This window comes from Bradyrhizobium sp. BRP56 (genome assembly GCF_020194035.1).
Classification (GTDB): Bacteria; Pseudomonadota; Alphaproteobacteria; order Rhizobiales; family Xanthobacteraceae; genus Bradyrhizobium; species Bradyrhizobium australafricanum.
Genome location: NZ_JADYVV010000025.1, coordinates 1 through 21783, shown reverse-complemented (window position 1 = coordinate 21783; position 21783 = coordinate 1). Strand labels below are relative to the sequence as shown.

23 protein-coding genes are annotated in these 21783 nt (G+C 65.8%); 12 read left to right on the top strand and 11 right to left on the bottom strand.

What is annotated here, in order from left to right; translation table 11 throughout:
* Positions 1-31: 31 nt before the first annotated feature.
* The 3 genes from I6F38_RS18840 to I6F38_RS18830 form a co-directional block, all read right to left on the bottom strand.
* The gene (locus tag I6F38_RS18840; RefSeq protein WP_225161377.1) at positions 32-673 is read right to left on the bottom strand and encodes a YoaK family protein; all 642 of its coding nucleotides are present in this window, start codon (positions 671-673) and stop codon (positions 32-34) included.
* 141 nt (positions 674-814) lie between these two features.
* Complete coding sequence (locus I6F38_RS18835) at positions 815-2863, bottom strand: elongation factor G (RefSeq protein ID WP_225161376.1); 2049 nt, start codon at positions 2861-2863, stop codon at positions 815-817.
* A gap of 159 nt (positions 2864-3022) precedes the next feature.
* Positions 3023-3937: a LysR substrate-binding domain-containing protein gene (locus I6F38_RS18830; RefSeq protein WP_225161375.1), complete on the bottom strand. Its 915-nt coding sequence runs from the start codon at positions 3935-3937 to the stop codon at positions 3023-3025.
* A gap of 124 nt (positions 3938-4061) precedes the next feature.
* On the opposite strand from I6F38_RS18830, the gene I6F38_RS18825 reads away from it, so the two are divergent.
* Entirely contained in the window at positions 4062-4994 is a 933-nt protein-coding gene (locus I6F38_RS18825) for an alpha/beta hydrolase (protein WP_225161374.1), read from the top strand.
* Here the strand turns inward: I6F38_RS18825 and I6F38_RS18820 are convergent.
* The 3 genes from I6F38_RS18820 to I6F38_RS18810 all read right to left on the bottom strand — a co-directional run bounded on the left by I6F38_RS18820 (position 4991) and on the right by I6F38_RS18810 (position 7698).
* Positions 4991-5473: a DUF992 domain-containing protein gene (locus tag I6F38_RS18820; protein WP_168859258.1), complete on the bottom strand. Its 483-nt coding sequence runs from the start codon at positions 5471-5473 to the stop codon at positions 4991-4993. The genes I6F38_RS18825 and I6F38_RS18820 overlap by 4 nt on opposite strands.
* Before the next feature lie 257 nt (positions 5474-5730).
* Positions 5731-6252: a DUF992 domain-containing protein gene (locus I6F38_RS18815; protein WP_057015953.1), complete on the bottom strand. Its 522-nt coding sequence runs from the start codon at positions 6250-6252 to the stop codon at positions 5731-5733.
* A gap of 243 nt (positions 6253-6495) precedes the next feature.
* Positions 6496-7698, bottom strand: coding sequence for a pyridoxal phosphate-dependent aminotransferase (locus I6F38_RS18810; RefSeq protein ID WP_028340563.1), 1203 nt, complete (start codon positions 7696-7698; stop codon positions 6496-6498).
* A 627-nt stretch (positions 7699-8325) separates the two neighbouring features.
* On the opposite strand from I6F38_RS18810, the gene I6F38_RS18805 reads away from it, so the two are divergent.
* The 3 genes from I6F38_RS18805 (at position 8326) to I6F38_RS18795 (ending at position 9553) form a co-directional block, all read left to right on the top strand.
* A complete protein-coding gene (locus tag I6F38_RS18805) occupies positions 8326-8979 on the top strand; it encodes a glutathione S-transferase family protein (protein WP_028336064.1) in 654 nt (217 codons plus the stop codon).
* Between the two features lie 180 nt (positions 8980-9159).
* Positions 9160-9336, top strand: a complete 177-nt coding sequence (locus I6F38_RS18800) for a hypothetical protein (protein ID WP_168859259.1) — start codon at positions 9160-9162, stop codon at positions 9334-9336.
* 61 nt (positions 9337-9397) lie between these two features.
* On the top strand, positions 9398-9553 hold the full coding sequence (locus I6F38_RS18795) for a hypothetical protein (protein ID WP_168859260.1): 156 nt from the start codon (positions 9398-9400) through the stop codon (positions 9551-9553).
* Between the two features lie 188 nt (positions 9554-9741).
* Here the strand turns inward: I6F38_RS18795 and I6F38_RS18790 are convergent, their stop codons facing one another.
* Positions 9742-10095: a DMT family protein gene (locus tag I6F38_RS18790; RefSeq protein ID WP_076829887.1), complete on the bottom strand. Its 354-nt coding sequence runs from the start codon at positions 10093-10095 to the stop codon at positions 9742-9744.
* A 212-nt stretch (positions 10096-10307) separates the two neighbouring features.
* On the opposite strand from I6F38_RS18790, the gene I6F38_RS18785 reads away from it, so the two are divergent.
* The 3 genes from I6F38_RS18785 (at position 10308) to I6F38_RS18775 (ending at position 12901) form a co-directional block, all read left to right on the top strand.
* Positions 10308-11123: a PAS-domain containing protein gene (locus I6F38_RS18785; protein WP_225161373.1), complete on the top strand. Its 816-nt coding sequence runs from the start codon at positions 10308-10310 to the stop codon at positions 11121-11123.
* Positions 11124-11226: 103 nt separating this feature from the next.
* The gene (locus I6F38_RS18780; protein ID WP_225161372.1) at positions 11227-11688 is read left to right on the top strand and encodes a GNAT family N-acetyltransferase; all 462 of its coding nucleotides are present in this window, start codon (positions 11227-11229) and stop codon (positions 11686-11688) included.
* 271 nt (positions 11689-11959) lie between these two features.
* On the top strand, positions 11960-12901 hold the full coding sequence (locus I6F38_RS18775; RefSeq protein WP_225161371.1) for an aldo/keto reductase: 942 nt from the start codon (positions 11960-11962) through the stop codon (positions 12899-12901).
* A gap of 166 nt (positions 12902-13067) precedes the next feature.
* Here the strand turns inward: I6F38_RS18775 and I6F38_RS18770 are convergent, their stop codons facing one another.
* Together I6F38_RS18770 and I6F38_RS18765 are read right to left on the bottom strand one after the other, a co-directional pair.
* A complete protein-coding gene (locus I6F38_RS18770; protein WP_225161370.1) occupies positions 13068-14297 on the bottom strand; it encodes a DUF1501 domain-containing protein in 1230 nt (409 codons plus the stop codon).
* Positions 14294-15871: a DUF1800 family protein gene (locus tag I6F38_RS18765; protein WP_225161369.1), complete on the bottom strand. Its 1578-nt coding sequence runs from the start codon at positions 15869-15871 to the stop codon at positions 14294-14296. The genes I6F38_RS18770 and I6F38_RS18765 overlap by 4 nt, the downstream gene beginning before the upstream one ends.
* A gap of 327 nt (positions 15872-16198) precedes the next feature.
* Between I6F38_RS18765 and I6F38_RS18755 the strand changes: the two genes are divergently transcribed.
* A complete protein-coding gene (locus tag I6F38_RS18755; RefSeq protein WP_225161367.1) occupies positions 16199-16873 on the top strand; it encodes an HAD family phosphatase in 675 nt (224 codons plus the stop codon).
* A 390-nt stretch (positions 16874-17263) separates the two neighbouring features.
* Here I6F38_RS18755 and I6F38_RS18750 read toward each other — a convergent pair whose 3' ends face one another.
* Complete coding sequence (locus tag I6F38_RS18750) at positions 17264-17860, bottom strand: TetR/AcrR family transcriptional regulator (RefSeq protein WP_225161366.1); 597 nt, start codon at positions 17858-17860, stop codon at positions 17264-17266.
* Between the two features lie 86 nt (positions 17861-17946).
* Here I6F38_RS18750 and I6F38_RS18745 point away from each other — a divergent pair, with 86 nt between their 5' ends.
* Positions 17947-18738, top strand: coding sequence for a crotonase/enoyl-CoA hydratase family protein (locus I6F38_RS18745; protein WP_225161365.1), 792 nt, complete (start codon positions 17947-17949; stop codon positions 18736-18738).
* 125 nt (positions 18739-18863) lie between these two features.
* Here I6F38_RS18745 and I6F38_RS18740 read toward each other — a convergent pair whose 3' ends face one another.
* A complete protein-coding gene (locus tag I6F38_RS18740; RefSeq protein WP_225161364.1) occupies positions 18864-19571 on the bottom strand; it encodes a glutathione binding-like protein in 708 nt (235 codons plus the stop codon).
* On the opposite strand from I6F38_RS18740, the gene I6F38_RS18735 reads away from it, so the two are divergent.
* From I6F38_RS18735 to I6F38_RS18725, 3 genes are read left to right on the top strand one after another with little or no spacing between them, the layout of a single operon-like run.
* Complete coding sequence (locus I6F38_RS18735; protein WP_225161363.1) at positions 19570-19749, top strand: hypothetical protein; 180 nt, start codon at positions 19570-19572, stop codon at positions 19747-19749. The two genes, I6F38_RS18740 and I6F38_RS18735, sit on opposite strands and share 2 nt — an antisense overlap.
* A gap of 48 nt (positions 19750-19797) precedes the next feature.
* Positions 19798-20913 carry an MBL fold metallo-hydrolase gene (locus I6F38_RS18730; RefSeq protein WP_225161362.1) on the top strand — a complete coding sequence of 372 codons (1116 nt, stop codon included), beginning with the start codon at positions 19798-19800 and terminating at the stop codon, positions 20911-20913.
* The gene (locus I6F38_RS18725; RefSeq protein WP_225161361.1) at positions 20910-21566 is read left to right on the top strand and encodes an SCO family protein; all 657 of its coding nucleotides are present in this window, start codon (positions 20910-20912) and stop codon (positions 21564-21566) included. Before I6F38_RS18730 ends, I6F38_RS18725 begins: the two co-directional genes overlap by 4 nt.
* Positions 21567-21783 lie beyond the last annotated feature (217 nt).

Genomic DNA, 21783 nt, shown 5'->3' with positions numbered 1-21783 from the left:
GATGGTGACATCGGCCAAGGCGGGCGCGCTGTCAATGCGTCCGCTTCGCGGTTGCGGCAACCAGCGCGCTGAGGGCGAACGCGGCGGCTGCGGCGAACCAGATCGCCGCGAGGTTGATCCAGCCATAGGCCAGCCCGCCGGCGAGCGCGCCCGCGACCAGCGCCGCCCACAACAGCAGGTTCGGCAGCCAGGCCCAGCCCGCACCGCCGGTGAGCGCGGCGGCGATCAGCTGGCCGGCCTTCACCAGCGCCCCGGTGACATAGGTGAGGCCGAGCCCGGCGCCGCCTTCGAGCTGGAATACGGCGTTCTCGAGCCCCATCGCCAGCACGATGGCGGCGACCGCGGCGTTCGGCAGGCCATGGGCATAGGCCACCGCCGCCGCCGTGAGCAGCCACGCCTCGATGAGCAGGAGCAGGGGCTGGCGATGGGCCAGCGCGCTGAGCACGATCAGGCTGCCGGCTGCGGCGCCGGCGACGAACAGCACGATCAGCTCCAGCGCTTCCAGGGCATGCTGCCAATGCCCCTCGGCCAGCGTCACGCCAAGCCGCGTCGAGTTGCCGCTCATGAAAGAGACGAACAGCCCGCCGAGATGCAGATAGCCGATGCCGTCGACATAGCCGGCCATTGCGCTGAGCGCGCAGGCCAGCGCCAGGTTACGGCGGGATTCAAGCATGCTGGCGGAAACTGCGTCATAGGAAGGGAATCACGGGCGCTATCTTGGCCCGTCATTCCGGGGCGATGCGACAGCATCGAACCCGGAATCTCGAGATTCCGGGTCTGGTCCTTCGGACCATCCCGGAATGACGGTGCGAAATCAGGCCGCGTCGCGATGCGCGGCGATGATCTGGTCGGCGGCGCGGCCCGTCACTTCGGCCATGCGGTCGAACTGGCGGGTGAAGGTGCCGGCGCCGGCTGTGGCGGAGCGCAGCTCGACGATCAGGTCGCCGATCTCGGATTCCGGCATCGTGGCGCGGACGCAATCCCAGCCGATCCAGCCGTCGCGGGTGTCGAAGCCGAGGATCTGGCCGCGGCGCGCCGACAGGATCGCGTTGATCTTGGCGGTGGCGTCGGTCGGGCAGACGATCTCGACCATGTGGATCGGCTCCAGCAGCACCGGCTGGCACTGCGGCAACCCCTCGCTGACCCCGATCCGCGCCGCGGTACGGAACGCGAGATCGGACGAGTCGACGCTGTGATAGGAGCCGTCGGTCAACGTGACGTCGACGTCGATCACGGGGAAGCCGAGTGGGCCGCGCGCCAGCGCGTCGACGACGCCCTCTTCCACCGCGCCGATATAGTTGCGCGGCACCGCGCCCCCGACCACTTTCTCGTGGAATTCGAAGCCTGACCCGCGCGGCTTCGGCTTGATGTCGAGCACGACGTCGCCGAACTGGCCATGACCGCCGGACTGCTTCTTGTGCCGGCCGCGCTGGGTGATCGGCTTGCGGATGGTCTCCTGATAGCCGATCGCCGGCGGATGCGATTTGACGTTGACGCCGTAGCGGTCCTTCAGCCGCTCCTGCGCCACGCGCAGATGCATCTCGCCCTGCCCCCACAGCACGGTGTCGTGGGTGCGCGGGTTCTGGATCATCGTCAGCGAGGGATCTTCCTCGTTCAGCCGCAGCAGCGCCTGGCCGAGCTTGACATCGTCCTTGCGGTCGGTCGCGGCAATCGAGATCGACAGCACGGCCGCGGCCGGCTCGACCTTGACCAGCGAGGCCGGCGCCGTCTTGCCGCTCGAGACCGTATCGCCGGTCTTGATCGCATCGAGCTTGCCGAGCGCGACGGTGTCGCCGGCCTCGGCCTGCGGCCGCTTGCTGTCATGCCCGCCCGAGACCGCGAGGATGCCTGAGACGCGTCCGCTCTCGCCACTTGAAGATTGCAGCGTCGCGCCGTCGTCGAGCCGGCCCGCAAGCACGCGCGCCAGCGACAGCTTGCCGCCGTGCTGCAAATGCACGGTCTTGAACACGTACGCCAGCGCATCCTTCTGATCCTTGATGCCGAGCCGATTGGCGCTCTCGGCAACGCCGGGCGCCTCATGGCGCAGCGCCTTCATCAGGCGGAGCACGCCGTTCTCGCGGCTCGCAGCGCCGAGCAGCACCGGACAGATCTGCCCTTCGCGCAGTTCGCGGGCGAGATCGTCGAACACGGCATCGCGCGGCGGCTGGATATCCTCCAGCAACTGCTCCATCAGCGCGTCGTCATGGTCGGCAAGCTTCTCCAGCATCGAGAAGCGAGCTTCCTTCTCGCGATCGAGATTGCCGCCCTCGAGCGCCATCACCTCCGACGGCTTGTGCTCGCGATAGACGAACGCGCGCTCCAGCGCGAGATCGACAAAGCCTTCGATCAGATCGCCGTTCCAGATCGGGATCTGGCGCAGCACCAGCGGCACGCGCGAGGCCGGCTGCAGCGTCGCAAGCGTCTCGCGGACGCGCTTGTTGGCACGGTCGATCTTGTTCAGGAACAGGAAACGGGGAATTCTCAGCTCCTCGAGCTCGCGCAGGATGATCTGCAGCTGCGGCAGCTTCTTCTCATCGGCTTCGCAGACCACGACCGCGGCATCGACTGCCGGCAACGCTGCACGCATATCGTGCGCGAATTCGATCGAGCCGGGACAATCGATAAAGGTGTAGCTGTCCCCCATAAAGGTGGTGGTGGCGGCGGTCAGGCCTACGCCCATCTTGTGTTGACGCGCCTCGGGGCTGGCATCGCCGACGGAGGTTCCGGCATCGACGCTGCCGGCAGTTTTAATGGCGCCAGTGCGCGCCAGGATCGCTTCCAGAAGTGTGGTTTTACCGCTTTGGAAAGGGCCCACCAATGCGATGCACCGTGGACCTCGGGGACTTCTGACGTCTTGTCCCATTGCCGCCTCCTCGTTTTGGAGCTCGGCCCATGATTGGGTCGGCGACCGTTTATGCTCTGCCTGCGTTTGACATTTGGCAAGCGGGAAAACGTCGCTGCGGTGCGGCGTCGCGTAAGCTTGCAATTCCGAGCCATCGTCCGGACAATTGCATCCGCTGCGTCAGTTCCTTCGCGCAAGTCCCGGAGAAATCTCGTGCCAGCGAGTCGCGAGGTCGAGCAGACGCTGCACGGCGGGCGAGACATCTTCTTCACGCCACGCAATCGTGAGCGGCGCCGTCACCGCCGGCTCGGCCAAGCGGACATATGCCACGCCGCGACCGGTCTGCGCGCGTGCCGCGGCCTCCGGGACGAGCGATACACCGACGCCGGCGGCGATCAGGCCAATCGCGGTTTGCAGATGCAGCACCTCCTGCGCGAGCCGCGGCGTGAAGCCGGCAGCCTGGCACGCGGCGACGATCAGGCCGGTGACCGACGGCTCCGGCCGCGCCGGATACAGCACGAAGGCATCGTCGGACAATTCGGCGAGCGCAATGTCGTCCCTCTCGGCAAGCGGATGCGCGCGCGGCAACGCCGCGACATAGGGCTCCTCCAGGATCAGGCGCTGGGCAAGTCCCGCCTCCGGCAATAGCGCCGGGCGTGCGAAGCCGACATCGATCCGGCGTCGCCGCAGCGCTTCGGCAATCTCGGCCGCCAGCATCTCGTCAAGCACGAGCTCGACGTCGGGACAGGCGTCGCGATAGCTGCCGATGAGATCAGGCAGACCGGCGAACATCGCGGAGCCGACGAATCCGATCGCGAGCTTGCCGGCCTGGCCGCGCCCGACGCGCCGCGTGTCCGCAACCGCGGCCTCGAAATTTACGAGCAGGGAGCGGGCGCGCGCAAGCAGCAGCTCGCCCGCCTCGGTGAGTCTGACAGGACGGCTATTCCGCTGCAGCAACGTCACGCCGAGTTCGTCCTCGAGCTGACGGATCTGCTGGCTCAGCGGCGGTTGCGCGATGTGCAGCCGCTCGGCCGCGCGGGTGAAATTCAATTCCTCGCCGAGCGCCACGAAATATCTGAGATGTCGCAATTCCATGCCGTCGGTATAGCACGGCGGCGGGTACCGTCAGTCATACACAATAGCTCTGCAACCGTATCGAACGAGTATTGGACCGGACGCGCGAACGCGGACAGCCTGCGGCAAAGCACAGGGAGTCCTTATGACGGCGCTGGAAAAAGCCTTCGCGGAAGCAGCCGCGGCAGGCATCACGCAACAGAAGATCGATATCGGCGGCCTGCGCGTCAACATCGCGCGCTTCGGCAAAGGGCCGCCGCTGCTCCTGCTTCATGGCTGGCCGGAGTTCTGGCTGGTGTGGCGCCCGCTGATGCTGCGCCTCGGCGACAGTTTTGAACTGATCGCGCCGGACTTGCGCGGCTGCGGCGACACCGCCAAGCCGACACCGGAGCCCGATGCGTCCGCCACCGCGGAGCGCCATGCGCTGGATATGTTTGCCGTCATGGACGCGCTCGGTCATGACCGCTTCGGCGTCATCGGCGGCGATCTCGGCGCCTATGTCATGCAGGCGATGTCGCATCGTCAGCCGCAGCGGCTGACCGGCACGCTCTATCTCTGCACGCCCTATCCGGGCCTCGGACATCGCTACGGCCAGCCCGGTCACCTGATCGAGGTCTGGTATCAATACTTCCAGCAGCTGCCATGGGCCGCGCAATTGGTCGGAAGCTCGCGCGAGTCATGCCGGCTCTACTTCCGACATTTCCTCGACCACTGGTCGGGCGACGATCCCGCGGTGTTCGGCGACCTGCTGGAAGCCTATGTCGACAACTTCATGAAGCCGGGCAACATCCAGGGCGGCTTCGACTGGTATCTCTCGTCCGCGCCCAATCGCCGGCTCTGGCTGGAAGGCAAGCTGCCGGCGCAGCCGCGCATCGACGTGCCCTCGCGCTTTCTCTGGGGCCGCCGCGATCCATTGATCGCGCCCGAATGGTCGGACAGGTTGAAAGACTATTGGAGCGAACCTTCGATCAGGTTCGTCGAGACCGGGCACTATGTTCACGCCGAGGCGCCGCGGATCGTTGCCGAAGAAGCCCGTGGCTTCTTCGGCAAGCTGATCAACCGCACGGACGCGCGTTAGCGGCCCGGACGCAGCTCCAGGCTTTCGAGGCCGGCGGCGATGTTGATGCCGACCTGGCCCTGCACGCTGAGCGGCTGCAGGGCGATCGTATTGTCGGAGCCGCCGACCAGCACGTTGCCGCCGACGCCGACACCGAGCGTCGCGCTGCCCTGCGCGCCGGCATAGTTGCCGGAGAGCGCACCCGGCCCGAGCCGCTCCACCGGCGCGTAGACGCCCCAGGCGAGCGCCGATTCCTGGGTGATGCCGAGATCGATGCCGACCTTCTGGATGGTCGCGATGTAGCGATCCTCAGGCAGACCATTGGCGCGCAGCACGCAACCGAGATGGGTCACGGAACCGACGATGAAGCCGACGCTCGCGCCGCCGCGGCATTCAAGGACGCCGACCTGCACGCGCTGGATCGGCTGTTGGGCGCTGGCGCCAACGATTGCGGTCAGCGTGGCAATGGCAGCACCGGCGAGGCGAGTGAAGCGACGCATGTTGGGAAGTCTCCGGCTGAGAGGCATGACGCGAGCAGAGAACCGAACGGCGCCGTGTCTGCGGCGCCGTTCGCATCCTATGCCACAACATCGAACGTCCAGCCAGAATTTGCGGTGCCCGGCCACCGATTGTCAGGAGATGTTGCGGCGCTGCTATGTTCCTCGGGGTCTGCCGATTGATCGAGCAACGGACAGCAAACAACAGACAACAAAAAAGAGGCCCGCTTTCGCGGGCCTCTTGATGAGACACCAACAACTTAGTGGTGGTGATGATGACGGTGGTGACGATGATGACGGCGCGGACCGCCGTAGGCGACCGGCTCGAGATCGATCCCGGCGATGCCGGCCGCAACGTTGAGGCCGGTCTGGCCCTGCACGCTGACCGGCTGCAGTGCGTAGGCGTTGTTCGGGCCGCCGAACAGGAAGTTACCGCCGGCACCGAGGCCGACCGAGGCGTTGACGCCGACGCCGCCGTAGCTGCCGGCGAGCGCACCGCGCGGGAGCTGGGTGGTCGGCGCGCTCACGGCCCAGGCGAGCTGGGTCGTCGCGGTGACGCCGAGGTCAACGCCGATCCGCTTCACGGTCGCAACATAGGGCTCGGGCCGACGGCCGCCGCTCTGAAATACGCATTCGAGGCGCGCGACAGAGCCGACAACGAAGCCGACATTCTCGCCGCCCTGGCATTGCAGGACCCCGGCTTGAACCTGAGGCGCCGCGTTGGCGGTGGCGAACGGCGCCAGCAACGCAAGCGCTGCAAGGGTGAGGGTCGAAAGTCGCATTGAACTGTCTCCGCAAGGTGAACTGAATTTGCGCGGCGGACAGGAAGGAAGGCTCGTGTCCAAAACAAGGCAGCGCGCAAAGACGCCGTAAAAACTTCCCGCGTGTGGCATCGATGTTCGCACACACGCGCGTGAGGTGAGCAGGATGTGATTTGACTCGTCGAATCTACCGGCGCGATTTCAGCACACAAACAAAAACGCTCCCGCACCAGGTGCGGGAGCGTTTCTTGATTTCGGATCGAACTACCGGAGATTACCGCAGAAGCGCTGGATGCGCTTGCAGGCATCCTCGAGATCGGAAGTCTTGGTGGCGTAGGAGATGCGGAACGCGGGTCCGAGCCCGAATGCCGATCCCTGCACCACGGCGACGCCTTCGCTCTCGAGCAATTCGGTGACGAACGCCTCGTCGTTGTCGATCAGCTTGCCCGACGGTGCCTTCTTGCCGATCGTGCCGGCGCAGGACGGATAGACGTAGAACGCGCCTTCCGGCCGCGGGCATTCGATACCGCTCGCCTGGTTGAGCATCGACACCACGAGGTCGCGACGCTCCTTGAACACCTTGTTGTTCGCGGCGATGAAGTCCTGCGGACCGTTGAGCGCCTCGACCGACGCCCACTGCGCGATCGACGACGGGTTCGAGGTCGACTGCGACTGGATCGTCGCCATCGCCTTGATCAGTTGCGCCGGACCGCCGGCATAGCCGATGCGCCAGCCGGTCATGCAATAGGCCTTCGACACGCCGTTCACGGTCAGCGTGCGATCGTACAGGCTCGGCTCGACCTGCGCCGCCGTGGTGAAGACGAAGTCGTCATAGACGAGGTGCTCGTACATGTCGTCGGTCATCACCCAGACATGCGGATGCTTGACCAGCACGTCGGTGATCGCCTTGAGCTCGCTCTTCGTATAGGCCGAGCCGGTCGGGTTCGACGGCGAGCACAGGATCACCCACTTGGTCTTCGGCGTGATCGCCTTCTCGAGATCTTCCGGACGCAGCTTGAAGCCGGTCGAGGCCGGGCACACCACCGGCACCGACTCGCCGCCGGCGAGCGCCACCATCTCGGGATAGCTGACCCAGTACGGCGCCGGGATGATCACCTCGTCGCCCGGATTGATGGTCGCCATCAGCGCGTTGTAGAGCACCTGCTTGCCGCCGGTGCCGACGATGACCTGGTTCGGCTTGTAGGTCAGACCGTTCTCGCGCGCGAACTTGTTGATGATGGCTTCCTTGAGCTCCGGAATGCCGCCGACATCGGTGTACTTGGTCTTGCCGGCCTCGATCGCGTGGATCGCTGCCAGCTTGATGTTGGCGGGCGTATCGAAGTCAGGCTCGCCGGCGCCGAGGCCGATGACGTTACGGCCCGCGGCTTTCAGCGCGCGTGCTTTGTCCGTGACCGCGATCGTCGCGGACGGCTTCACACGGTCGAGCGCAGCGGACAGGAAGGCCATTATCATCTCCTGGCAAACGTCGTGAGCCGTAGGGCCACGACTTGATTTGAATGGGATCGCGGCACCCTAGGCCTGTCGCCGCTGCACCGCAAGAAGCTTGGCGGTAAAGCACGAAAACTTTCGCGCATGGCTCGCGGCGCGCGCAATTTTCCGCAAGTTCCGGCGCCGGATGACTTATATCCGGCAAGGCCGGCGACCATAGCTCCGGCCTTGCCGGCAGGGCCTTCGGCGGCATGCGCCAGCGCGGATTGCTCCGAGGACAATGCCGCACGGCACCTGCCTGACAGCGCTAACGGCGGGTCGTCAACGCAGACCGGCGCGTCGTGCCGCCAAGGATGGCGCGTTAAGGTTTGTGGGTTGCAGCGCGCCGGCCGTGGTGCCGACCTTGATATCGGCCTTGCCATCGACCGGCACCGTGCAGAGCGTCGCGCAGGCGTGATCCGAGTTGTTCTGCCGTGTGGATGGAATCGTTCTGCACGTGTGCAGTGCAGTAGACGTTTCGACTTTTTCCACACTGCAGGGCTTGCGACGCATCCCCGTCGGCATCATTGTTTAGCGGCGTTGCGGTGTGACAGGCCGCGCAATTTTTAAGCGTACCGTCTCCCTGACCGAGTGAACCACGACGCAATGTACAAGCTCTATTCGATGCAGCGCTCCGGCAACAGCTACAAGGTCCGGCTGGCGCTTGCCGTGCTGAACACGCCGTACGAGGCGATCGAGATCGACATCCTGCGCGGCGAGAGCCGCACCCCGGAATTCCTGGCCAAGAATCCGAGCGGCCAGGTGCCGCTGCTCGAGGTCGCCGAGGGCCGCCATCTCGCCGAGTCCAATGCCATCCTCTGGTACGTCGCGATCGGCACGCCGCTGGCGCCGGAGTCGCGGATCGAGCGCGCCGAGGCGCTGCAGTGGATGTTCTTCGAGCAGCACGCGCTCGAGCCGAATATCGGCGCCGCCTATTTCTGGCTGTCGCTGGTCAAGGGCGGACGCGACCTGCAGACGCACGCGCTGGAGGACTGGATGGAGCGCGGCTATGCGGCGCTGCAGGTGATGGAAAATCACCTCAAGGAGCACACCTATTTCGCCGCCGGACAGCTCACCGTCGCCGACATCGCCCTCTACGGCTACACCCACGTCGCCGACCGCTGCGACTTCGACCTGGCGACCTTTCCGTCGATCCGCGCCTGGCTCAAGCGGGTCGAGCAGACCCCCGGGTTTGTCTCGATGGACTGGCAGCCTGGTACCGAGGCCGAACCTGAGCCTCGCCTCGCGGCCGGCGTCTGAACGGCTGGGTGTGAATCCAGGGAATAACGGGGAAACTGCCCAAATAACGGGCAAAACTCGCGCCCCCGCCGTATTTTAGCCATTTTTGGACGGCGCCGCCGCCGCAATGTTGCCGGTGACAACCGGCAGATTCGCGCGGATGTCGCGAGTGATTCGCTCGCGGCCTGAGGGATTTAGACCATGAAACGGTGGTCCGGCACGGCAGGCTTCGATGGCCGCCCTGCCCCGGTGGCATCATCCCGGCTGACGAACGCGATCGCCGCGTCGCTCGCGCTCGGCGCGCTGACGTTGTGCCTGGTCGTCGCCGTGACGGTGCTGTCGAGCAACATCACCATGGCAACGGCGATCCCGGCGTAATCAAGCAATTTCCGGTTGGCACCTGATCCGCGGCAAGGCGCGGGAGAGACAGCGGCGCGACATGATGAAGACCCCCGTCGGACTGGTGACCGTGACGCTGTCGGCGGCGATCCTGCTGGCGGCATCGCTCCTGATCGTGACCGGCACGCAAGGCGAAGACCGCGCACGCCCCGCGCATGTCACGACGCCGACCGCCAAGCCGGCCCCGCACCACTAAAGCGCAATGAGATCAGGTCGAACCGCGGCGGCAGTGTGCTCCCTCGCCCCGTTCTTACGGGGAGAGGGTTGGGGTGAGGGGCTCTTTCCGCGTATTCGGAGATCGCTGCATTTGCGGAGAGTCCCCCTCACCCGGAACGCATCTAACGATGCGTTCCAACCTCCCCGCACACGGGGCGAGGTGAAGCATTAGCCCCATTTGTGGAAGATCAGAAACGCGCCGGCGGCGATGAAGGCAAATCCGAGCGCGTGATTCCAGCCCAGCGGCTCCTTCAGGTACAACACCGAGAAGGCGGCGAACACGACCAGCGTGATCACCTCCTGCATGGTCTTGAGCTGCGCCGCCGAGTAGACCGCGCTGCCCCAGCGATTGGCCGGCACTGCCAGCCAGTACTCGAAGAAGGCGATGCCCCAGCTCACCATGATGACGATGGGGAGCGAGTGATCCTTGAACTTGAGATGGCCGTACCAGGCGAAGGTCATGAAGACGTTCGAGGCGAACAGCATCAGGATCGGCAGCAGCGACGGCGAAATGGCGGGCATCGAATGTCCTCTTGCAAGCAAAGCACGCGGTAACCCGCAGGCACGGAACCGGGTTCCGTGCCGATCTGCATATCATTTGATTTGAAATCAGCGAAAGCTGGTTCGGCCCCCGCAACGCCCGCTTAACGGTCGGGACGGAAATGCCGGCGCGGTTGCGGCCCTGTCGTCAAACTGCGGCTTTATCGTTCGTTTGATAGATAGCGAGAACGCGCATGCGGTTCGACTGGCGTGCAATTTCAGGTCCGGCCCTGACGGCGATCACGGCATCCGCCGCCTTCCTGCTCGATCGCCTCGTTGTCGCCGTCCCCAATCCCGCGCCGCTGTTCGTCTGCATCGTGGCGCTTGCGAGCTCGATCAGCGGCATCACCTCCGGGCTGATCTCCGCCGCGATCGCGGTGGCCGCCTCGGCGCTGTTCTTCCTCAATCATCGCGCGCTGCCCGGTTACGACACCGCCGACGTCGCGCGAATGCTGATGCTGGCGGCGACCGCGGCCGGCACGGCCGTGATCACTGGAATGCTGCGGCAGAAATGGATCGACGCCTTTGCCGCGGACCAGCAGCATCACGCCACCGCGGAGCGGCTCGCCGCCGCGCTCGATCAGGTCGACATCGGCATCGTGCTGCTCGACACCGACACCCGCGCCGAATTCATCAACCGCGCCTTCCGCGACTATTTCGCGCTGTCGGATGCGCAGGCCGAGAGCAAGCCGCCCTTCGTCGCGCTGATGTATCACGGCCGCGACACCGGCGCCTATGAACTGCAGGAAGACGAGCTGAGCGCGTTCATCGCCGAGCGCATCGCGATGATGCGCGCCGGCGACTCCACGCCGATCAATCTCAACCTCGCCGACGGCCAGGTGCTGCGCTTCAGCTGCACCGCACTGCCGGACGGCGGCCGCATGCTGAGCTACACGCCGGTCACCGACCTCGTGCGGCACACCGACGATCCCGCGAAGGCCGATGAATATCGGGCCCAGCGCGCCGGGCGCGAGCGCCGTCTGGCGCGGCTGCTGCGCGCCGCCGAGTGAGGCGCGACCTCGTCCACAATTGATCCTGCGAGATAGCGACGGTAGAACCTTGCGAGCGGTGCGGAGACATCGCCCGCAACGCAGGACCATCCAGGAATCCTCCATGGCCGACGACGTCACCATCCGCTTCGTCACCCGCGACGACTACGCCCAGTGGCTTCCTCTGTGGGACGGCTACAATGCCTTCTATGAGCGATCCGGGCCGACCGCGCTCGCGCCCGAGATCACCGCGATGACGTGGGAACGCTTCTTCGATGCCTATGAGCCGGTGCACGCGCTGGTCGCCGACGCCGGCGGCAGATTGCTCGGGCTGACGCATTATCTGTTTCACCGCTCGACCACCGCGATCGCGCCAACCTGCTATTTGCAGGATCTGTTCACCAGCGAAGCCGCACGCGGCAAGGGCGTTGACCGCGCGTTGATCAACGGGGTTTACGCGCAGGCCAGGCTCGCGGGATCGCCGCGCGTCTACTGGCAGACGCATGAGACCAACCACACCGCGATGCAGCTTTATGACAAGGTCGCGGACAAGCCGGGCTTCGTCATCTATCGCAAGATTGTCTGAGCGGATCTTCGCGGCCTGTGGATTGAACTGAGGTGTCACCGGCACGTTACAAAGCCCGGCTAGGCTTCCGCTCGCGCAGATCAGGCCCCCCGTCTCAGATCTTCGCCAAGCGGTCCCCGTCAGTCGCCGCGTCTGACCGGGACCGCTTTTTTTGCGGCATCTCATTTTGCGACACCGTCATGCGTGATCGGCGGTAGGACGGCACCTTGCCGGGCCCTAGTGTGCTTGTCACAATACGCGGCACCCCTCGCCTATCCCACAGGATTGTCTCATGGAAATTCGTAATCTCGGCGGCTCCGGGCTGCGCGTGTCCGCGGTCGGCCTCGGCTGCAACAATTTCGGCCAGCGCACCGACCTCGAAACCTCGCGCAAGGTGATCCACAAGGCGATCGATCTCGGCATCACGCTGTTCGACACCGCCGACATCTATGCCGGCATGGGCGGCTCGGAGACCGTGCTCGGCACCATGCTGGGCGACCGCCGCAAGGACATCGTGCTCGCCACCAAATTCTCCAAGCCGATGGCGACCGACGGCACCAAGCAGGGCGCCTCGCGGCGCTACATCATGTCCGCAGTCGAAGCGAGCCTCACTCGCCTGAAGACCGACTATATCGATCTCTACCAGCAGCACGACTACGATCCGCTCACCCCGATCGACGAGACGCTGCGCGCGCTCGACGATCTCGTCCGCCAGGGCAAGGTGCGCTACATCGGCAACTCCAACTTCCCGGCTTGGCGGATCGCCGAAGCCGAGTACGTCGCGCGCCAGATGAACATGAACCGCTTCGTGTCCTGCCAGGACGAATACAGCCTCCTGGTGCGCGGCATCGAGAAGGATCTGCTGCCGGCGGCGCAAGCATACAATCTTGGCCTCTTGCCGTTCTTCCCGCTCGCCAGCGGCCTCTTGACCGGCAAGTACCGGCGCGGCGCCGCCGCACCCGCCGATACCCGCTTCGCCAAGGCGCCGGCGTTGAAGGATCGCTACGTCACGCCGCGCAACGAGGACATCGTCGAGAAGCTGCAGGCGTTTGCCAGTGAGCGCGGCCACTCCATGCTCGAGCTCGCCTTCTCCTGGCTCGCCGCCCGCCCGCAAGTCGCAAGCGTCATCGCCGGGGCGACGCGTCCCGAGCAGATCGAGCAGAACGTCAAGGCGATCAGCTGGAAGCTCTCCGCGGAGCAGATGGCGGAGATCGATGGGATCACGAAGGGGTGACACTTGCGGTCGTGTAACCACAGCGTCGTCCCGGCGAAAGCCGGGACCCATAACCACAAATGCGCGTGGTTACGCCACGCTGTGGCTCCAGCGCGCCCCAACAATCACCAGCAGTGGTAATGGGTCCCGGCCTTCGCCGGGACGACAGCGTGATTGAGGCTGGCCGTCAAGCCACCAGCCCCTTCATCGGCTTTACCGGGGCGCTGTCCGGAAACACGGCATCAGCCAGGACGCGCTCGCCGAGGCCGAACTGGTCGTGCAGCACGCCCTTGATCACGGCGCGCAGGTCGGTGGTCGGGGCGAGGTCGCGGGCCTGATAGAGATTGGCGGGCTTGAGGCCGGGCCAGTCGGTGATCATGCGGCCGCCATTCACCGCGCCGCCGGCGAGCAGCGCGGTGGTGCCGGTGCCGTGGTCGGTGCCCTCGGTGCCGTTGATGCGCGCGGTGCGGCCGAACTCGGTCGCGACCACGATCACGGTGTCGCGCCAGCGCGCGCCGAGGCCGCTCTGGAATTCCGCCAGCGCGCCGTCGAGGCCGCCGAGCAGCTGCGCGAGGCGGCCGACCGGCCCGCCTTCATTGGCGTGGGTGTCCCAGCCGTCGAAGGCGAGCGCACCGATCCGCGGGCCGTCATCGGCTGCCATCAATTTCGCGGCGCCGCGCGCCACGAGGCGCATCGCCGCCACGCCGCCCACTCCGGGCTTCGGCTTCATCTCGTCGCCCTGCGCCTGCTTCTCGAGCTGCAAGCCTTGCGTCAGCGCGCTCGCCAGCACCGGATCGCGGTGCTGATAGAGATCGAGCAGCCGCATCGCGGTGTCGTCAGCGGCTTGCGGCAGCGCGGTCGGCGCCCAGCCGACGGTCGGCGCGGCGCCGCGCAGCACCAGCGGCGTGGTCGGGCCGACCGCGAGCGCGCTCGTCACCCGCTCGCCTTTCGGCAGCGCCTCCAGCGCGCGGTTGAGCCAGCCGGACTGCACGCGGCCCGGACCGGGAAAGCCGCTTTCCAGCACGTCCTGGCCGTCGAAATGCGAGCGATCGCGATAGGAGGTTGCCACCGCATGAACCACCGCGGCCTGCTTGGCGCGATACATCCGCGAAAATTCCGGCATCGCCGGATGCAGGCCGAAGAACGGATCGAGCATCACCGCCGCGTTCGGGCCATCGGGGCGCAGCGCGATCGCGCCGTGCAGGCCGGCATAGTCGGGGTCGCCGATCGGTGCGACCGTGGCAAGGCCATCAAGTGCGCCGCGCAGGATGATGGTGACGAAGCGCGGATCGCGGCCATCGGCGGCGCGCGCGAATTTCGGCAAATAAGCCCAGGCCGCAAACGAGGCGCCGCCGAGCAGCAGCGCGCGCCGCGACGTCGCCTGCAGCATCAGGCTCTCGGAGCATTCCATCGTCATCTCCTCTGGAACTCGGGCGACATCAACAGCAGCGCCAGCGCCTGTTGCCGCGATTCCGCGCGCTCGATGGTGCGCCGCGTCTCGGGTGAGGCTGCATCGGCGGCAATGAGCTCGAGCAGGTCGCGCGGGTCGAACCGGTCGGCGAGCTGGGAGGCAAGCTGCGCCGAGATGTCGAGCCTGAGCTTGACGCCTTCAGGTGCCGCCCAGGCCGCGGCGGTGTCCGGAAAACCGTTCGGCCCGGCCGGGGACCACAAGGGCTGGCCCAGCACGTTGAGGCCGTTGAGATAGCGGCCCGGATCCTCCGGATTGCGCGCCAGCAGGCGGCCGGAGGCGACCAGGAATTCGTAAGGCGAACGCATCTTTGTCAGCGGCGGCTGCCAGGCCTCGCTGGACTGAACGAGCGCGGTGGCCAGCGCCCTGAGATCGCCGTCCGTTTTCGTGAACATATTCTGCAGCCTCGCCACCAGCGCCGGCGGCGGATCGTCGGCGACGAAGTGGCGCGCGAACTTGGTCGCGATGAATTTTGCGGTCGAGGGATGCCGCGCGATGTCCGACAGCACCGCCTCGCCCTGCGCGACGCCCGCCTGCGCGTAGCTCTTGCCGAGCACCTGCTGCGGTCCGGGCTGGTGCGCATTGGCGTTGAACACGAAGCTGCCGGGCGTGCCGAGCTGGCCACGGCGGCCGGCAAAGGTCCAGCCGGTGATGACGCGCGCCAGCGCCGTCACATCGTCCTGGGTGTAGCCGCCGCCGACGCCGAGCGTATGCAGCTCCATGATCTCGCGCGCGAGGTTCTCGTTCAGGCCGCGATTGCGGTTGATGCCGGCGCGCGACTCCGGGCCGAGCGATTGCTGGTTGTCGAGAAAGAACAGCATCGCCGGATGCTGCTCGACGGCCTTCAGCATGTCCGAGAAACGGCCGAGCACATGCGGACGGATCGCCTCGCGCTCGAACGAGCCGGCCCACATCCGCGCCAGCGCGCCCTTGTTGGCGGAGACGCAGAAGTGGTTGGACCAGAACACCACGAGCCGTTCGACGAAGCCGCAATCGGCGACCACGCCGCGCTGCAGGCGCGCCAGCGCCTCGGCGCGGAACGTCTTCTGGATGATGTTGAGCGGTTGCGCCGGCGGCTTGGGCGGACCAGCCACCGTCTGCATCGTCGGAGGCTGCATCGGAGCCGACGGCGTCATCGCCGCATTGGCGTTGTCAGGCGTCTGCATCGCCGAATCCTTCCCGGCGATTTCCTTGGCGGCGGAGGGCAGCGACAGGTTGCGCCGCTGCTGCGGCTTGGTGTCCGGCCCCTGCGGCGGTGTCTCGCTCGCGCCCTGCTGCGCGGCCTTCGCGGCATTGCGCGCCTGCTGGATCTCGAACTGATAATCGAACACCTGCTTGCCGAGTTCGGGTGTCGAGAGCAGGCCCGGCACTTCGAGCAGCGCGCCGTTCGGACGCGCCAGTTCCGCCAGCACGAAACCGCGCGGATCGGAGGCCGCGTTGATGAAGTCGCCGGACGCCCCGCCGCGGGCGCCGAATCCAAACCGGTTGAGGGCAACCAGCGCGGCTTGCGAATCACGGGCCATCAGAATTCCCTTGACGATTTCCTTGGCGGCCTATCCCGGCTATATCAGTTGCTTGGCATCATAGCGCGGTCCGGGATGAACCCGAGATTAATTCGCGCATTAAATCGCGGTTAGAATGGACCTCTCGTCAAACGATCGTTCCCAACCAGCATCTCCGCGCCGGCTTGCCTGCACGGCATGCGGCAGCGAATTTTCCTGCTCGCTCACGGGAGCATGCTGGTGCTCCGATGAGAGTTTCTGCCTGCCGATGCCGACCGACGGCGACGACTGCCTGTGCCCCGCATGCTTGCGGAAGCTCGCGGAACAGCAAGCAGCGGTGAGCGCCACGTGAAGGCACGCTGGACCGTCGACGCCGTCCTGCTCGACATGGACGGCACGCTGCTCGACACCGAGAAGGTCTACTTCGACAGCCTGGTCGCGGCGCTGAACGTGTGCGGCTACACCGACGACGTCGTCGCGCTGTGCCATTCCATGGTCGGCCTTCCCGGCCCGGTCTGCGAGGCGATGCTGCGCGATCATTACGGCGCGACGTTTCCGCTGGAGGCGGTCAACCTGGCCTTCCTCGAACATCGCGATCGGATGATGCAGTCGGGCCTGCCGCTCAAATCAGGCACGCTCGATCTGCTCGACGCCATAGCTGCGGCAGGACGCCCGATGGCGATCGTCACCTCGTCGTCGCGCCGCTCTGCTGAACGCAACCTGACGCTTGCCGGCATCCGCGACCGCTTCGAGACGCTGCTGACGCTTGACGACGTGACACACGGCAAGCCGGACCCGGCGCTCTATCTCAAGGCCGCCGCGCGACTCGGCGTGACGCCGGCAGCCTGCATCGCCGTGGAAGACTCCAACCACGGCGTCACGGCGGCCCACGCCGCCGGCGCCATCACGCTGATGGTGCCGGACATGGCGCCGCCGACCGAAGCGACCCGTGCAAAATGCGCGGCCGTGCTGCCGGACCTCAACGCGGTGCTGGCGCTGCTGCAGGAGCGCGGCGCGCTTTAATCGTCATTGCGAGAAGGTCTCGCCGCAGGCTGCTGCACCTCTCCCGCTTGCGGGGGAGGTCGTATCGCATCGAAGATGCGATACGGGTGGGGGCTCTCTCCACGATGTGACTCGTGGAGAGAGCCCCCACCCCAGCCCTCCCCCACAAGCGCAGGGCTATCGCATGTGCGCTCGATCCCTCCACAGACTCGTCATGCCCGGCCTTGTGCCGGGCATCCACGTCTTGGTTTCCGCGCGAAAAAGACGTGGATGGCCGGGACAAGCCCGGCCATGACGATGTGGAAATAGCGCCGCCAAGCTTTTCGCTGCCATATGCGATTGCCCTGCCCGCAAGCGGGAGAGGGAGCGCATCGCCTTCGCGACTACCATTCCACCTACTCTCGTCATGTCCTAACCCCGCTTACGCCGCGGTCTCGCCAGCGCCGTCGCAATCAGCGTGCGTGCGGCCTCCCCCGCCGTCTCCATATAGCTCGCGTCGCGGTGCAGCAGCACGACGGCGAATGATCCGTCCAGCAGCAGCAGGATCTGGCGCGCCAGCTTGAGCGGATCGGCGATGCCCTGCTCCGCGAAGGTCGCGCGCAGCCAATCCTCGAACTTCTTCTTGTGCGCGGCACCGATCCGGATCGCGGGATGCCCGGGCATGTTGGCGAGCTCGGCGGAGGTGCGCAGGAAGCCGCAGCCCTTCCACTTCGGATGCCGCGCCGAGCGCGCGAGGTTCTTGAAGATCGCCTCGACCTTCACCGCCAGGCCGCCCTCGGCCTCCGCGAACCATTTGCGGAACAGCGCGAGATTGGGCTGGTCGCGCGCGGCGAGATAGGCAGCGACGAGATCGTCCTTGCTCTTGAAGTGATAATACAGCGTGCGCTTGGTGAGGCCGGCCTTGGCCGCGACCTCGTCGACGCTGACGCGGCGAATGCCTTCATTGTAGAACAGCGCGCTCGCCGCCTGGACGATGCGCTCGCGGGTGGGCTCGGAGGGTCTGGGCATTCTGCTATGTATACTAACCAGTGAATATACACAAATTGCGGCTGGCCCTACATTCGGCCCGACACACAATTGCTGGAGACTGCATCATGCCCGCCCCCATCCTGCTCGAGATCACCGACGGGATCGCCCTGATCACCCTGAACCGTCCGGAGCAGCTCAACGCGCTGAACTACGCGCTGATCGATCAGCTGATGGCCGCGCTCGGCCGCATCGAGGGCGACGCTGAGGTGCGCGCCGTGATTTTGACCGGGGCCGGCGAGCGGGCCTTCTCGGCCGGCGCCGACATCAAGGAGTTTTCCGAGAGCGTCAAGCAGGGCGCCGCCGTCGCGGTGCGCGACTTCGTCCGCCGCGGCCAGGCCATGAGCGCGCGGCTCGAGGCATTCAAGAAGCCCGTGATCGCCGCGGTCAACGGGCTCGCCTTCGGCGGCGGCTGCGAGATCACCGAGGCGGTGCATCTCGCTGTCGCCAGCGACCGCGCGCAATTTGCAAAGCCCGAGATCAAGCTCGGCATGCCGCCGACCTTCGGCGGCACGCAGCGACTGCCACGGCTGGCGGGACGCAAGCGCGGACTTGAATTGCTGCTGACGGGCGATCCGTTCCCGCCCGAGCATGCGCGCGAGATCGGGCTGGTCAATCAGGTCGTGCCGCACGATCAGCTGCTGACCGCCGCGCGCGAACTCGCCGGCCGGATCACCAGGCATTCGCCCGGATCGGTCGCCGGCACCATCACCGCGGTGACTCGCGGGCTCAACATGCCGATTGCCGAGGGCCTTTTGGTCGAGAGCGAGCAGTTCGCCGCGCTGGTGCCGGGCCGCGATCTCGCCGAGGGGCTCGCGGCGTGGAAGGAACGGCGGCCGGCGAGGTATGTCGGGGAGTAGCGTCAATCTATCAGCTCGTCATGCCCGGGCTTGACCCGGGCATCCAAGACTTCCCGCGTCCCAAGACGTGGATGGCCGGGTCAAGCCCGGCCATGACGACGGAGAGACGGCGGAGACCTCTGCCTTTACCGCACCACCGCCGCGGTCTGCCCGAACAGCAGCTTGCGCTCTTCCTCGGTGCGGATCGCGGGCTGGCCGAAATTCGGATTGACCTCCTTCGCCTTGGCATAGGCGCGCTCGGTCGCCGGGCGCTTGCCGATCGTCTCCAGCCAGCGCTTCAGATGCGGGAAATCGTCGATCTCCTGGCCCTGGTTCTTGTAGGGCACGACCCAGGGATAGCTCGCCATGTCGGCGATCGAATAATCGCCGGCGACGAATTCGCGGTCGGCGAGCCGCTTGTTGAGCACGCCGTAGAGCCGGTTGGTCTCGTTGACGTAGCGGTCGATCGCGTAAGGCAGCTTCTCGACGGCGTAGTTGCGGAAATGGTGGTTCTGCCCGGCCATCGGCCCGAGCCCGCCCATCTGCCAGAACGTCCACTGGATCGCGTCATAGCGGCCATGGATATCGGCCGGCAGGAATTGTCCGGTCTTCTCGGCGAGATAGAGCAGGATCGCGCCGGACTCGAACAGCTGTAGCGGCTTGCCACCGCCCTTCGGCGCGTGATCGAGAATTGCGGGGATGCGGTTGTTCGGCGCGATCTGCAAAAAGTCCGGCTTGAACTGATCGCCTTTGCCGATGTTCACCGGGAAAATCTTGTACTCCAATCCGGTCTCCTCAAGGAACATCGTTACCTTGTGACCGTTCGGCGTGGACCAGTAGTGGAGATCGATCATGGGCGTGATCCTGCATTGCCAGGGACTGCCGATGTCGTGCATCGGCGAGAAAGATGCGAATGCATGGAGTTGGGCGCATAACCGCAGCCAAGTCAATGGCGCGCGCATTGCACCGCGCGCGAATGTGATCTGCAAGCAGCGCAAGTACCCGATTGAGCCGCGTCCCAATTGCTCCTAGGCTCAACGTGTTTGGTATTGAAAAGTTTTCAAAACACGGGGGATTGCGATGACACGGGATTTGGCACGACGTGATTTCCTGAAAGGTTCGGCCGCGCTCGCCGGCGCAGCAGCCGCGGGCGCCTTCTCCTGCGTCGAGGTCGCGAGCGCCGCACCGATCGAGGTGCCGACCGTCGACAAGCTCTCGATCCGCGTGCTGGTCGATTCCAGCTTCGATTTGTTCTTCAAGCCGAAGCAGTCGGGCGGCGTCACCATCGCGCCGCCGCCGCGCTCCGCCGACTACCAGAAGTCGCTGCACAATGAATGGGGCCTGTCGCTGTGGCTGGAGTCGGAGGCCGAGGGCGCGCAGCGCACGCTGATGCTCGACTACGGCTACACGCCGGAAGTGCTGCTCAACAACATGGCGCTGGTCGGCGTTGATCCGGCGAAGCTCGATGCCCTGATTGTGAGCCACGGGCATTACGACCATTTCGGCGGCCTCAACGGCTTCCTCGACAAATTCCGTGATAAACTACCGGCCGACGTGAAGCTCTATGCCGGCGGCGAGGACAATTTCTGCCACCGCGTCAGCGCAACACCGACCAAGGGCCAGTTCAACGATTTCGGCACGCTCGACCGCCGCCAGCTCGCGGCGCAGCGCGTCACCACCGTGCTGTGCGAGACCCCGACCGTGATCGCGGGCCATGCCTTCACGACAGGCAAGATCACCCGCCGCAGCATCGAGCGTGTGCTGCCGCAGACCTGGGTCGAGTTCGGCATCAAGGACGGGCTCGGCTGCAATGCCAGTCACTATCTGCCGGCCGAGATGGACGGCAAGATCGTGCCCGACGAGCACATCCACGAGCACGCCACCTGCTTCAACGTGCGGGACTTCGGCCTCGTCGTGATCTCGTCCTGCGGCCATGTCGGCATCGTCAATTCGGTGAAGCAGGCACAGGAGGTCTCCGGCATCCAGAAGGTGCACGCCATCGTCGGCGGCTTCCATCTCGGGCCGGCGCCGAAGGATTACCTCACCGAGGTGGTCGCCGAGATCAAGAAGCTCGACCCCGACGTGCTGATCCCGATGCACTGCTCCGGGCTCAACTTCGTGCAGGAGGCGACCGCGCAGATGGGCGACAAGGTGCTGGTCACGACGACGGGCAGCCGCCTCTCCTTCGGCATATGATCGCGCCGATCCCGCGCGTCATTGCATTCGCTGGCGCGGGCCTGGCATTCGCCGGCGTCGGCCTGTGGCTGACGCTGGCGCCGGTGCTGGCGGGCGATGCGCCGCCGCAATCGGCGCGCTCGGCCGCCGAGATCATGGACATCCTGATGTGGAACAGGGAGCCGGTCGGCGGCCCGTTCGCGTTGACCGATCAGGCCGGCCATGAGCGCACCGACAGGGAGTTCCGCGGCAAGCTGATGCTGATCTATTTCGGCTTCACCACCTGCCCCGACGTCTGCCCGACCGATCTGCAAGCGATCGGGCTTGTGCTCGACAAGCTCGGCCGCGACGGCGACCAGGTGCAACCGATCTTCATCACGGTCGATCCCGAGCGTGACACCGCGGCGCATCTCGCAGACTACGTGCCGATGTTCCACCCGCGCCTGATCGGACTGACCGGCAAGCTGGATGCGATCCGCAAGCTCGCCGATGCCTACAAGGTCTATTTCGCGCGGGTGCCGCTGAAGGATGCCGGCGACTACACCGTCGATCACACCGCCTACATCTATTTGATGGACCGCGAGGGCAATTATCTCGGCTTCTTTCCGCCGGGGACGTCGGCCGACCGGATGGTCGAGATCATCCGGCCACGGCTCGCCGAGCCGGCGCGCTAGTGCCGCATCGGGATTGCTGTCCCTCTCCCGCTTGCGGGTAGGGCAATCGCATATGGCCGTTTGAGGCGATCGGAGTTCCCACAAACTCGTCATGCCCGGGCTTGTCCCGGGCATCCACGTCTTCGTTTCCACGCGAAGAAAAGACGTGGATGGCCGGGACAAGCCCGGCCATGACGGCGCGGAAGAATCGGTTCATTCCATATGCGATTGCCCTGCC